8 protein-coding genes are annotated in these 12917 nt (G+C 43.0%); 4 read left to right on the plus strand and 4 right to left on the minus strand.

What is annotated here, in order from left to right; genetic code table 11:
• Positions 1–2: 2 nt before the first annotated feature.
• On the plus strand, positions 3–1082 hold the full coding sequence (locus ACQ4LT_RS04410) for an acyl-CoA reductase (RefSeq protein WP_445664806.1): 1080 nt from the start codon (positions 3–5) through the stop codon (positions 1080–1082).
• 87 nt (positions 1083–1169) lie between these two features.
• Here the strand turns inward: ACQ4LT_RS04410 and ACQ4LT_RS04415 are convergent, their stop codons facing one another.
• From ACQ4LT_RS04415 to ACQ4LT_RS04430, 4 genes are all read right to left on the minus strand, one after another.
• Positions 1170–4412 carry a VPS10 domain-containing protein gene (locus ACQ4LT_RS04415; RefSeq protein ID WP_445664807.1) on the minus strand — a complete coding sequence of 1081 codons (3243 nt, stop codon included), beginning with the start codon at positions 4410–4412 and terminating at the stop codon, positions 1170–1172.
• A gap of 292 nt (positions 4413–4704) precedes the next feature.
• A complete protein-coding gene (locus ACQ4LT_RS04420; protein WP_445664808.1) occupies positions 4705–5766 on the minus strand; it encodes a flavin monoamine oxidase family protein in 1062 nt (353 codons plus the stop codon).
• Positions 5767–5863: 97 nt separating this feature from the next.
• Positions 5864–6205 (minus strand): hypothetical protein, encoded by a 342-nt coding sequence (locus tag ACQ4LT_RS04425; protein ID WP_445664809.1) that lies wholly within the window; start codon positions 6203–6205, stop codon positions 5864–5866.
• 112 nt (positions 6206–6317) lie between these two features.
• Positions 6318–6962, minus strand: coding sequence for a class I SAM-dependent methyltransferase (locus ACQ4LT_RS04430; RefSeq protein WP_445664810.1), 645 nt, complete (start codon positions 6960–6962; stop codon positions 6318–6320).
• A gap of 182 nt (positions 6963–7144) precedes the next feature.
• Between ACQ4LT_RS04430 and ACQ4LT_RS04435 the strand changes: the two genes are divergently transcribed.
• The 3 genes from ACQ4LT_RS04435 to ACQ4LT_RS04445 all read left to right on the plus strand — a co-directional run bounded on the left by ACQ4LT_RS04435 (position 7145) and on the right by ACQ4LT_RS04445 (position 12857).
• The gene (locus ACQ4LT_RS04435; RefSeq protein WP_445664811.1) at positions 7145–8884 is read left to right on the plus strand and encodes a Na/Pi cotransporter family protein; all 1740 of its coding nucleotides are present in this window, start codon (positions 7145–7147) and stop codon (positions 8882–8884) included.
• Positions 8885–9138: 254 nt separating this feature from the next.
• Positions 9139–11739: a leucine--tRNA ligase gene (gene leuS / locus ACQ4LT_RS04440; protein WP_445664812.1), complete on the plus strand. Its 2601-nt coding sequence runs from the start codon at positions 9139–9141 to the stop codon at positions 11737–11739.
• A gap of 176 nt (positions 11740–11915) precedes the next feature.
• Positions 11916–12857 carry a sodium:calcium antiporter gene (locus tag ACQ4LT_RS04445; protein WP_445664813.1) on the plus strand — a complete coding sequence of 314 codons (942 nt, stop codon included), beginning with the start codon at positions 11916–11918 and terminating at the stop codon, positions 12855–12857.
• The last annotated feature ends 60 nt before the right edge of the window (positions 12858–12917 follow it).

Below are 12917 nucleotides of genomic sequence, written 5' to 3' on the forward strand. Positions count from 1 at the left end.
TTATGACCGACATCCAAAAACGCATAGATACCTTAATTGAAGCTGCTGAAAACTGGTTGTGGGATGATAATATATATCTCAAAGATGCCATCAACCGCACGGTGCGGGAGAGTTATTTCAGTTTTGAGGATGTCAATTATGCTATTGAGGCTATAAAAGAGAGTATCAGTAAATCAGCAATAGAGGAGTGGGCTGCGCAGGCCGAATTAAATGATGAGCGGAATGCATCACCCCAAAACGTACTTTGTCTGCACGCTGGAAATTTACCCCTTGTTGGTTTTCAGGATGCATTTGCCACGCTGTTGAGTGGTGCTCGTTATACAGGAAAAGTTTCCCGGAAAGATCCGTATTTGCTACCGACGTTTTTGAATGAAGTTAAGAAGACGGATTTATGGTCCGACCGTGATGTACAGTGGACCCACCGCCTGGATGATTTTGAGGGAATGCCACATGACACAATTATTTTTGCGGGATCAGAATCATCCGTACCGGGTGTAAAAAACTCCATTCAAAAGTTGGATTTAGCCAAGCCCGATGCCCGGTTTTTGATTCGCACGGCTCATTTTTCGATGGCTTATCTCGATAGAAAAGATGAGCAGATCCTGCAAGCATTGACGGAGGCTATATTTCGATATGATGGGAAAGGATGTAGATCGGTGGCTATTGTAGTTTCACCTTTTTCACTGACTAAACTTAAAGCGGGAATAACAAATCAGGCAAAAAGTTTTTGGCTCGAAAATCCTCAGCACGAATACCCATCCCCAAGACTTAAGCAGCAGTTTGCCTATAACGAAGCTGTTGAACGTCCGCAGTTATGGTTGGAGTACTTTTTACTGCAGGAAGGGGGCTTGGAGCTGGATCAGAATTTTGTCTGTTATTGGGTGCAGGGTGATGAATCCAAACTGGAAGAGTTAGCTAAAACCTACAGTGAACAGCTACAGAGTATTTACATAACAGACTCCGAGATTGATTTACCTGATTGGGAATTGGAAGTAGAGCATTTATCGAATGCTCAGAAGCCAGCTATTGATTGGAGACCCGATGGGGTGGATACTTTGGAGTGGTTGGTAGAAGGAGAATAGGCTTCAGAATATTTTATACCATATATTATTAAAGCAAAAGGGACGCCGAAGCGTCCCTTTGATTATTAAATGATATGTGATTTATAATTAGCTATCCTCGATAGGAGGTGCTCCGGCGTTTTGAACCGCTTTTTCAAGTTCGGGCATCACGTTTTTAACAAATTGGTTGAGATTATTCTGAATCTTATCCAGCTCACTTTTTCCGGCTTCTACCGTTTTAACATGCATGGGAGTAGGACCGTAGGTTGATGACAGTGCATTGTATCCTACATATAATCTCGAACTCGGTGTAGGTTTTTTGATGCGTTCACCAATCTCCTGTTTTGCTTCGGATCCCTCCATCTGCTCTTTGAGATTAAGCAGTTGAATACGTGCTTCATGCAGGCGTTTGACCAGAGCCGTATCTTCTTCGGAAGCTCTGGAGAGTGCTTTTTGCATGGCATTAACACGGCTGATCTGCTTATCAAGCTTGTTGGAGGTTTTTGTCAGATCCTGTTGGAAAGTTTCCAGATCTTTGCGAAACTCATTAATTGTTTTATTGGAAGCGCGTTCTAGCGTACCTTTGCGCAGCGGTTTAACTTCAAAAGAGACAGGCTTCGATAGCTGGGTAACCTCTCCACGAACCTTCTTAGAGAGGGTGGCGGTATAGGTTCCGGGCGTTGCCATGAAACCTCCACCATAATAACCGCCTTCTTCAGCTTCCAGCTCAACCACATCTTTAGAAGGGTAACGCAGGTCCCAATTTACGCGATGGAACCCAGCTGTGGTAGGTGCGCTATCAATTTTCCGAACTACATTTCCATTATTATCTCTAATGGTAAGGATGATACTCGGACCTTCCTCTCTTTTTTGGGCCTCTATACTGTCCCAGCCAGGGAAAGGCACATCTTCGCCCTCGTCAAGTGCTTCTTCTTGTTCTTGACGTTGTTGTTCTAAGGATTTTAGTCCGTCTTTCAGATAGTAGGTAAAATTAGCACCAAAAGGTGGATTTTCGGCTGTATAGAAGTTTGAACCAAGATCTTCCACCTCTGTATCCGGACGGTACCAATAAGCATCCTGGGCGTCAAATAATTTCGCTTCCTGATTTAACATCTGTGGACTTACATGCCGCAGAGGGGTATAATCGTCGAGGATAAATATTCCTCGTCCGAATGATCCTGCAACCAGGTCGTCTTTTTGTCGCTGGATAACCATATCCCGAATCGCAATGGTAGGCATACCACTTTCAAGCTTGACCCATTCTTCTCCACCGTCCACAGTAAAGAAAACGCCGAACTCAGTTGCTGTAAACATTAAGTTTTTATTGACATCATCCTGTACCAGTCTCCAAACCACGTGATCATCGGGAAGGTCTCCGCTGATAAGCTCCCACGATTGTCCACGATCGGTACTTTTAATGATGTACGGACTCATATCTCCGTACTTGTGATTATCTATTGCAACATACACCGTATTGGCATCAAATAGATCGGCTTTAATATCATTGACAAAGGCCGTATTAGGTATACCATCTATATTGCCAAGTTCAATTTCGCGCCAGCTTTCTCCACCATTTTCGGTCACCTGAAGAAGGCCGTCATCGGTACCGGCATAGATCAAACCTTCTTGCTGGGGCGATTCTGCCAGTGAAGTAATGGTATTGTAGTCTGACATGGCATTTACATCCCATGCATTATCCCAGCTTCGTTGCTTACCCATGATAGGGAAGGTGATCCGTTCCTGGTCCCCTTTGGTGAGATCTCCTGAAATGGCAGTCCAGCTGTTTCCTCGATTTTTGGAAACCCATACCTTGTGTGATGCAAAAAGGATCTTGGTCGGATTATGCGGACTTATCTCAACGGGAGAATCCCAGTTAAATCGCTGATAATTCTCTTCTTCATCCGATTGAGGCTGAATCAGAACAGCATCTCCGGTTCGTTTATCCACTCGATGTAAAACCCCTTGTTGGTACTCTCCATAAAAGATATTTGGATTACCGGGCTCGGTAGCACCGTCGTGTCCGTCAGCTCCTAATGTTTTTTTCCAGTCGCGATTGGCAATACCACTTTCATTATCGGTACGTGATGGCCCCATTTGAGAGCCGTTATCCTGAGTACCGCCGTATACATTGTAGAAAGGTTTGGCGTTGTCAACATAAATTTTATGGAATTGGGTAATGGGTAAATTGCGGACCATGTTCCAGTTTTCACCAAGATCATTGCTTTCATAAAGTCCGCCGTCGGAACCCATCAGCAAGTACTCAGGTTCATCCTTTTTAAATGCTAAAGCGTGATTATCAACGTGTTTATCGTTGTCCATCTCACGGAAGTTATCACCATGATCAGTAGATATTTCTGTTTCTACATCCATCAGGTAGAGTGTGCCGAACTGGTGGGGTGAAGCATAAAGCTCTTGATAATAGTGCGGACCTGTTCCGCCTCCAACGGCGTCTGACATTTTTTTCCAGGATTCACCGCGGTCTTCAGATTTGTAAACGCCTCCTTTTGTGCGGTTCAGCTCAACAGCCGCATATACAATATCCGGTTTTTGGGGAGAGATATCCATTCCAATTTTACCGACATTATCTGGAATACCGTTTTGTAATTCCTTCCAGGTTTCTCCACCGTCGGTGCTTTTATGGATTCCTGATCCCGGTCCACCGCCTACATATATGGGAACAATTCGCTGCCGTTGCCAGGTTGCGGCATACAACCTATCGGGGTTACGTGGATCCAGTTCGATGTCTGTGACCCCGGTCCATTCGTTGCCCCCTAATTTTTTCTCCCAGTTTTGGCCGCCATCTGTAGATTTATACAAACCACGCTGGCCGCCTTTATCCCACAAAGGGCCTTGGGCTGCTACCCAGATGATGTCAGAGTTTTTAGGATGAACGATAATCTTCGAAATATGCTCGGAGTCTTTGAGTCCCATATTCTCCCAGCTTTGGCCCCCGTCGGTACTTTTATAGACCCCGTCGCCGTAGCCTACATGCCGGCCTCCAACGTTTTCGCCGGTTCCTACCCAGACCGTGTTCGGGTTGTTGGGATCAATAGTTACACTTCCGATAGAGTAGGAAGATTGGTTGTCAAAAATAGGATCCCAGGTTACACCGTCATTGGTGGTTTTCCAGACTCCTCCGGATCCTACTGCGACATACCATGTATTGGAATCATTAGGATGAATGGCAATGTCGGCAATGCGGCCGGAAAATAAAGCTGGACCAATGTTGCGGAATTCGAGTCCACTATAATTGGCTTCAGAAACACTTTTTGCATTGTCTTGTGCCGCAAGCGGAGTTCCGCCCAGCACAAAAAAGATGAGTAATAGGAGAGAGCTGAGTTTTACTTTCATACTGATATGTATAATTAAGGAAATGATGATTTAAGACTATAAAATTTTTGAACATATAGTTCAAATAGTTAAAAGTTTATTTACAATTTATAGGAGTATTTACTTTAATGGATCTCTGAAAAATGTTCTTTTTTTAAACTAATTTCTATTCACGAATAAACAATATGATTTTATTCAAGGCAATTTGAATCAATTATATAAGCTTGAGAAGACCATTGCCCAATGTCTCCTTATTAACACAACTAATAGAAATTAATGGGATAGATACGGTAGAATGGCTAATAAACTACGTTTAAACTTTTTCTATTATTTGGTCAATAGTTCGTTGTGCACTTTCTACAGCACCGTCCATATAGCCCGGGAAAGAGTTTGCTGTTTCTGATCCCGATATAAATAGCTGATTATCCCAATAGGGCTTTTGAAATATGGGGTTTCCGTTGTTTTGATGAGGAACTATATGGTTGTCATATTTTGCAAAGCTGTATGTTTCATCCTTCCATAGCGTTTCGTGATAGGAGCAGTAGCTGTCGGCTTTATCTCCATAAAATCGCCGCAATTGTTTAAGTACTAATTCCTTACGGTCGTTTTGGGATACGGAGTGATAGGCCTCGTTCATAAATCCCTTCAGTGCATATCGGGATTGGTGCTCATCGGAATGATCGTACATCTCGTTTACGGGACCTACATTGCTAAAGATGGTACCACTGGAGTTAGGTTTTCTCCAGAACGGTTCTTGAAAAGTCAGGGCTACTTTGATGGATTCGGCCATCCAGGTGTGCGTTTGATGGGCCGTTTTATGAAGCCCGTTGGGCAATTTTGGAGTGAAAGCAACAGAATCCATAAGCAGCTTGGGCGGTAGCGTATTAATGATTGTATCAGCTTTAAATAAATCGTTATTGGTTTCCACTTCCAGCTTGTTGCTATTTTTTCGGATGGATGTTACAGCTTGATCCAACAAAACTTGGTTATCATCCGGGTAATTTGCCAGTGAGTTGATGAGGTTATCACTACCGCCTTCGATACGGTAGCTGGGCTCTTCGTTGGGCGGAAGATCAACAAGTTGTGGGGGCGAAACTGACATGGGCTCGTAATATCCCTTATCACCCATAAACTGTTCGGTGATGCCGATATTTAATTCATCCAGAAGATCCAGCAAGTGATGGTGCTTTTTACCCAGCCAGGTGGCACCCATTTCAATAGGAGCTTTGCCATCTTTGCGCAGGGTATGAATACGTCCCCCGAGTCGATTACGTGCTTCGAGTATCGTTGTTGTAATTCCTTCTTTGGCAAGCAGATAAGCTGATGTTAAACCGCAAAGTCCGCCGCCAATAATGATAATATTTTTAGAATCCATAATTTATTTTTGGGTTTCAGTCAGAATAGAAAAAATCATTACTCAGTTTTTTAGGTGATTAAACAGAGTAGCTCCGGCCATAATATTTTGGCTTAGGTTAATTCGATTCTTGCCTTCCAAAAACAATGGTGACCAAAAGAATAGTATCTTCTTTTACGCTGTATGAGAAGGGTTGGGCCTCTTTTAAATAGAGCCAGTCATCTTTGGTAAGAGTTTCTGCTGTAGTGTCGATGTGAAATAAAATTTCTCCCTTCAGGCACAAGACAGATATTTCGCTGTCAATAGAATGCTGTTCAACAACTTTTCCTTTGTGCAGAGCCATGCGAATAACTTCCATTTGGTCGGTCTTAACTAAGGCATAAGTGTTATCCACGTCCAGTTCTTCGCGTAGTGTTTGCAGGTTGATACGATCACCTGATTTTACGTGTCCGTAGCTCATAGTCAACCTCCGTTCGTTTGGTGGGAATTGATATAAACAATCTACTTAGAAATACCGAACGGATAAAGAAATATAGGGTTAGGTTGAGGAATTTATTCTTAGCTGGAAAATATCAGGAATTTCCATTTGGTTTTTGCATTACTACGTAGATATCTCTTCCCGAACCCTCTTCTGAGTTGATAACAGAAAATCCCGCTTTGTGGAGTTCTTCTACTATAGTTTCGGCTGTTACCCCATGCTGACTCCCGGATGATCTTCCTTGGGGATCAGCTTCAGATCCGCGAGGTTCGAAATCAATAATGGTCAAGCGTCCGCCGGGTTTAAGGGATTTAAACAGGCTGGCGTTAAAGGTTTCTGGACTTGTGATATGATGGTAAACGCGTCGCAAAAATATGGCGTCACAGCACTGCTCGGGGAGGTTTGTTTTATCGGGGTGTCCTTCGATAACAGATATATTATCGAAGTTGGAATTGTGGACCTTTTCTTTTAGCTCCTCAAGTCTGTCGGCTCCCAGTTCAGTGCTGTAAATAGTACCTTCAGCACCGATATGCTTGGCAATCGCCAGGGTTTGGTCGCCGTCGCCCGCTCCGATATCAGCGACGGTCGATCCACTTTCGATTTCAAGAGTTTCAATAAGCCAGTCTACGTCTGATTGATTACCCGGAGCTTGGGCACAGGAAATGGAGACGGTTGCCAGAAGCACCAGAAAAATAGTAGATATATGCTTTCCAAACTTGTTGAAACTGAAGAATATCATTATTTGCGAAGTTTGATCTGCCTTATAAAAGTAGTATAAAGCAATGTGTTGTTTAATACTAATGGGATTGATTTCTGTTCTTTTATTTCTGTTAAAAAATGCTGATATCTGTTATATTTACCCGCGCTGTTTTTCGGGATGCAATCCCATTTAATTTAGATTAGCATATAAACAAACGAATAATGACGTATACGTTTTGGGATTTTCTGCAGCTTATCGGGGCATTGGGAATTTTCATCTACGGCATGAAGGTTTTTAGTGATGGCCTTCAGAAAGTTGCAGGTAATAAGCTTCGGGCTATTCTCAAAGGAATGACTAGCACTCGGTTTCGGGGTATTCTCACCGGGTTTGCTACTACATCAATTACACAATCATCATCTACCACAACGGTGATGGTGGTGAGCTTTGTGAATGCCGGTTTGATTACTTTTATGGAATCCACAGGGGTTATAATGGGAGCCAATATAGGCACAACGGTTACCGCCTGGATGATCTCTATTTTTGGGTTTAAGATGCAAATCACCTCGGTTGCCATGATGTTAATCGGTGTCTTTTTTCCTTTCATCTTTTTCGGCCGCGAGAAGCTGCGCAACCTTGCCGAAGCGATGATCGGATTCGGTATTCTGTTTATTGGTCTTGATTTTATTAAAAATGGGGTGCCTAATATTCAGGAGAATCCAGAGATGTTTATGTTTTTGGATCAGTTTACGGAGTTTGGCTTTGCGTCCATCGTTATTTTTGTAATTGCCGGTACAATACTCACCCTGGTTACCCAGTCATCCTCAGCAGCTATGGCAATTACCCTTGTTATGTTATTTGAGGGATGGATTGATTTCCCAATAGCAGCCGCGATGGTATTGGGTGAAAATATTGGAACTACAGTAACTGCGAATATTGCCGCTGTGGTAGGGAATGTGTATGCCAAACGGGCCGCCCGTTTTCACTTCGTCTTTAATATGTTTGGAGTGATCTGGATGATGATTTTAATTGATCCGTTTTTATTGGGGGTTGACTCTTTGATGAGCTATTTTGTGCCTGGGTCAGGGTCGATTCTTCATGCAACAAGCGAAATTGGGCGTGCTAATGCCACGCTGGCCCTTTCACTGTTCCATTCGGTGTTTAATGTGCTTAATGTGTTATTGCTGGTTGGTTTTGTGCCTTATATTGTCCGAATTATTGAAAAATATCAGAAAGAAAAAGAGGATACGCAGCACCGGTTACAGTATATCTCTTCGGGTATGATGTCTTCTCCCGAGTTGTCGATGTCGCAAGCGCATAAAGAAATTCAATTATTCGCTAAGTTGATTGAAAAAATGCACTTTAGCATGCAAGGATTGTTGTTTAACAAACAGAACCGGCAGGATCAATTCTTAGATAAGATTGAAAAAAGGGAGGGGATAACAGATAATATTGAATTGGAAATTGCTGAGTACCTCACTAAGATTTCCAGTTATAACCTCACCGAAGATGCTACACGTCGCATACGAGGAATGCACAGCATGATTAATGATCTTGAGCGTGTAGCGGATATCTATTTCCAGATGTCTAAAACTTTTGAGCGAATGCAAAATGAGGGAAGAGAACTCCCCGATCCTGCAATGAAAAAATTAAATGAGCTGCTTGATTTAGTACACGATGCCGTTCGAAATGTCCGAGAAAATCTGGACAAAGATAATGGAGAAATTGATCTCGATAAATCTATTGCAATCGAAGATGCTATTGATGATTGTCGCGATGATTTATTAGAGTTCCACTACGCCCAGCTTGAAAAAAATACCTACTCAAATGAGGTGGGATTTGTATTCTTGGATTATCTGAATCGATTGGAGAAAATTGGTGATCATCTCTTTAACGTAAATGAAGCTCTTGCAGGTGTTAAGGTGAAGGCTGCCTATGAAAGAGTGATTGAGGAGAGGGGATAATACTTTCTTCAAACCAGTCCAAATTTTGCTTATTTTTGGCGACTAATGGATTGGGCAGATTATTATTGAATAATTGAATATCAACAATCATGTCATTCTGAACTTGTTTCAGCATCTGGAATTAGGAAATGGGTGAAGCAGATCCTGAACTAAATTCAGGATGACATATAGCAGTTAAAGAAATTTTGTTGCAATTGCGTTATCCATGTTCTATTACTCAATCAACCAATAATAAATTTATAAGCAGTAACTGAATGAGCTCGTATAAGCCAGAAGATATTGAATCCAAGTGGCAGGAATATTGGCAGAAAAATAAGACTTTTAAAACACCGGAAGATCACGACAAGCCCAAGTACTATGTACTGGATATGTTTCCCTATCCCAGTGGATCGGGGTTGCACGTGGGTCATCCCGAAGGATATACGGCTACCGATATCCTGGCGCGTTACAAACGGATGAACGGTTTTAATGTCTTACATCCTATTGGTTGGGACGCTTTTGGATTGCCTGCCGAGCAGTATGCCGTTAAGACCGGTACTCATCCCAGGGAAACAACCCAGAAAAATGTAAACCGCTTTCGTGAGCAGCTGCAGGATTTGGGATTTAGTTACGACTGGGATCGTGAAGTTAATACCACCGATCCGGATTATTACAAATGGACACAGTGGATTTTTCTGAAGCTCTATGAGAAAGGTTTGGCATACGAAGATGATGTACCTGTAAACTGGTGCCCCGAGTTGGGAACTGTGTTGGCCAACGAAGAAGTGATCGACGGCAAGAGTGAAGTTGGTGGCTTTCCCGTAGTGAAAAAACCGATGCGTCAGTGGGTTCTAAAAATTACCGAATATGCTGATCGTTTGCTTGAGGGACTTGATGATCTGGATTGGCCGGAATCTACGAAAAAGATGCAGCGCGACTGGATTGGTAAATCCATCGGGGCCAATATTGATTTTGAGGTGGCTAATTATGATGAAGAGATTAGGGTATTTACTACGCGTCCCGATACTATTTTTGGTGCTACGTATATGGTATTGGCGCCTGAGCACGATTTAGTGGATAAAATTACGACCGATAATCAGAAAGAAGCGGTTGAAGCCTATCAGGAAGAAGCGGCGCGAAAGTCTGATCTGGAGCGTACGGAGCTTAGTGATCAGAAAACAGGGGTCTTTACAGGAGCCAGTGCAATTAATCCTGCTACGGGAGGAAAAATTCCGATTCTGGTTGCTGATTATGTGTTGGTAACCTATGGAACCGGAGCGATTATGGCTGTGCCGGGACATGATGACCGTGACTGGGAGTTTGCCCAAAAATTTGATCTGGATATTGTCGAAGTGGTCAAGGGAGGAGATATATCTGAAGAGGCTTATACCGACACCGAAGAGGGGACGATTGTTAACTCTGAGAATGATGATATTTCACTGAATGGATTGCCTGTTGATGAGGCTATAGAAGAAATTACAGATTGGCTCGAGGATATTGGTCAAGGAGAAAAAGCTGTTAACTATAAACTGCGCGACTGGCTATTCTCGCGTCAGCGTTACTGGGGGGAACCGTTTCCTATCATTCACGTGGACGGGGAACCTAAACCGGTGAGAGAAGATGATCTACCGGTAACGTTGCCCGAACTGGATGATTTTGAACCCACTGAGGACGGGGAGCCGCCATTGGCTAAAGCGACTGACTGGGTCAACACCGAAGATCCAGAAACCGGGAAGCCGGCCAAGCGCGAAACGAATACGATGCCGCAGTGGGCGGGTTCGTGCTGGTATTATCTACGCTATTGCAGCCCCGAATTTGATGAAGGACCCGTAGATCCCGATGAAGAAAATTATTGGATGCCAGTAGATATGTATGTGGGCGGTGCCGAACACAGTGTGTTGCACCTTTTATATGCACGATTCTGGCACAAGGTACTGTATGATTGCGGCGTGGTTTCCACAAAAGAACCCTTCCAGCGGTTGGTACACCAGGGGATGATTCTTGGTGAAGTAGAATTTACCGGTTTTAAGAAAGATGGTAACTGGATTTCTGCTGATGCGGCTGATGAGATTGAGGACGTAGAGCGTGTGAAGCTGAGTGAAGATCAGGTTGAGAAGCAAGGAGATGATTTTGTGATTAAAGACACGGAAATCACCGTGGATGCTAAGGCGCACAAGATGTCGAAATCGCGCGGTAACGTTGTAAATCCCGATGATATCGTTGAGGAGTACGGTGCGGATTCTATGCGACTATATGAAATGTTTATGGGACCCTTAGAGCAGGTAAAACCATGGAGCACCCAAGATGTGGATGGTGTTTATCGCTTTTTGGGGCGCGTCTGGCGGCTGATGATTGATGAAGACAGTGGAGAGTTAAATGATTTAGTAAGAGATACTGATCCTTCTAAAGAGCAGCTTAAAGCATTGCATAAATGCATCCAGAAAGTAACGGGGGATGTTGAGGATCTTTCCTTTAATACGGCAATCTCAGCAATGATGATTTTCATAAACGAGGCGAATAAGTGGGATGAACATCCGAAATCAATTTTGGAACAGTTTATTAAATTGCTTTCTCCCTTTGCGCCTCATATTGCCGAAGAGTTATGGAATAAACTCGGCCATGATGAGAGTATTACCTATGCAGACTGGCCGGAATTTAATGAGGAGTATCTGATTTCTGATACACAATTATATCCTATTCAGGTGAATGGAAAAGTACGGGGTGAAATTCACGTACCGCGAGAGAAGGCCAAGGATAAGGAGTTTGTTCTTTCTGAGGCAAAATCAGAGGAAAACGTCAAAAAATACCTTGAGGATGGAGATCTTGTGAAAGAGATTTTTGTTCCGGAACGTATTGTAAATCTGGTAGTGAAGTAGGACCAAGTATTCAGATAATTTGATTTATGTAAAAAGGCTGGTGGTTTTGTAGATTACCAGCCTTTTCTATGTTAGTTTATCAAATTATGAACAACAGGTTGGTTCGGAATTTTCCTTTTTAAATCAGGAATTTTTTTTCAAAGAAAATAGAAATCTAAAAGAACTATTAGCGTATTGTGATATTTCCGACATTGGTTTTTATTGCCGGATTACTGATGATCGTCTATTTTTCTGAAAAGTTAGTAGAGGCAACGGTCGGTACATCCGTTAGATTCGGAATTTCTACTTTTTTAATTAGCGTAATTGTAATTGGATTTGATCCCGAAAACCTGGGGTTGGGAGTAGTGGCATCTTATGAGGGTGTTACCGGTATTGCGGTTGGCACGATTATAGGATCGGCAATGGTTGCAGTGGCTTTGGCGCTTGGGATTACGGCGATTATTGCCCCGATGAAATTTGGGCAAGTCCCGATGCAGATCCCGCTTATGATGGTTGTTGCCGTTGTATTGTTTGGAGTACTTAGTTTTGACGGACAACTGTCTCGTTTCGACGGGATTATTTTATTGATGGGATACTGCACCGCTGTCTGGTATTTGATTTATCTGGCACGAAAAGGATTAGATGTTCGTCCCACCGGTGAGGCTGCCGAGGTTGTAGAGGAGGGCACAGAATTAAGCCGGTGGCAATCGATTGCGATGTTAGTAGGGTCGTTGGTAGCGATTATAGTTGGGAGTGAATGGGTAGTATGGGGATCCCGAGAACTTATGGATGGATTCGGATTCTCTGATACCTTATTTGGAATAACAATTGTTGCACTTTTAGTTAGCATCGAGGAGGTCGCCAGGGAGCTACCCGCGGCGTTGAAAGGACGTCCTGAAATTACATTTGGGAATGTGGTGGGATCTGTGCTGGCGTTCTTCTTGTGCAATGCCGGAGTCATTGCGTTAGTTCGTCCGGTGCCTATAAGTTTCGAAGTATTTAACTTTTATCTGCCAATATCACTGGGAGCGGTATTGTTTGTAGCGTTGTTAATGATTCGAAAATCTATTTCTCGGTGGAGTGGAGTTGTATTAGTTTTGATATATCTGTTGTTTTTTATTCGAGGATATCTATGGTAGATTTTCGATAAAAAGAATACGTTCTTCATGTCAAAATAGAAGGGGACTGATGCAGGTTAA

The sequence above is a fragment of the Fodinibius sp. AD559 genome, assembly GCF_052712805.1.

Bases quoted from the DNA above. Each gene is read 5' to 3' on its own strand.
- ACQ4LT_RS04410 (WP_445664806.1), top strand. From the start codon at position 3: ATGACCGACATCCAAAAACGCATAGATACCTTAATTGAAGCTGCTGAA.
- ACQ4LT_RS04415 (WP_445664807.1), bottom strand. From the start codon at position 4,412: ATGAAAGTAAAACTCAGCTCTCTCCTATTACTCATCTTTTTTGTGCTG.
- ACQ4LT_RS04420 (WP_445664808.1), bottom strand. From the start codon at position 5,766: ATGGATTCTAAAAATATTATCATTATTGGCGGCGGACTTTGCGGTTTA.
- ACQ4LT_RS04425 (WP_445664809.1), bottom strand. From the start codon at position 6,205: ATGAGCTACGGACACGTAAAATCAGGTGATCGTATCAACCTGCAAACA.
- ACQ4LT_RS04430 (WP_445664810.1), bottom strand. From the start codon at position 6,962: ATGATATTCTTCAGTTTCAACAAGTTTGGAAAGCATATATCTACTATT.
- ACQ4LT_RS04435 (WP_445664811.1), top strand. From the start codon at position 7,145: ATGACGTATACGTTTTGGGATTTTCTGCAGCTTATCGGGGCATTGGGA.
- leuS (WP_445664812.1), top strand. From the start codon at position 9,139: ATGAGCTCGTATAAGCCAGAAGATATTGAATCCAAGTGGCAGGAATAT.